General features: G+C 61.5%; 1 protein-coding gene. It reads right to left on the bottom strand.

Annotated elements, in window-relative coordinates:
• Positions 1-512: amidohydrolase family protein (locus ABQE93_RS27055; protein WP_448411976.1), on the bottom strand; the 512-nt coding region annotated here is incomplete at both ends.

Here is a 512-nt window from a genome sequence, read left to right as displayed (position 1 = left end):
GCCTGCACGATGTTCATCGGCTGCAAGGTGATCATCACATCCATCGGGGCATCCGGGGCGGTGATCGCCAGACGCCCCGAGGACCCGATGTGCACATTGAGCACGGTGTCGGTATCGACCAGCGCATCCCACATCGGCTTCCAATGCTCGAAATCATGAAAGCTCGGATACCCCATCGCCGCGGGGTTCTCGGTGAAGGTCAACGAATGCACCCCCCGCTCGGCGTTACGCCGAATCTCAGCGGCACACGCTTCGGGATCCCAGATCACCGGCAACGTCATCGGAATAAACCGCGCCGGATAGGCCCCGCACCACTCCTCGACATGCCAATCGTTGTAGGCCTGCACCAACGCCAGCGAAAACTCCTGATCCTCGGTGGCAAACAACCGGCCGGCGAACCCGGGAAACGACGGAAAACACATCGACCCCAAAATCCCGCCGGCGTTCATATCCTTGACCCGCTCATCGACCTGCCAACACCCGGGCCGAATCTCATCGAGCCCCTGCGGCTC

It is taken from the genome of Mycolicibacterium sp. XJ662, assembly GCF_053484035.1.
Note: the sequence above shows the minus strand (reverse complement) of the source record. Positions and strands in the feature narration are given on the sequence as shown.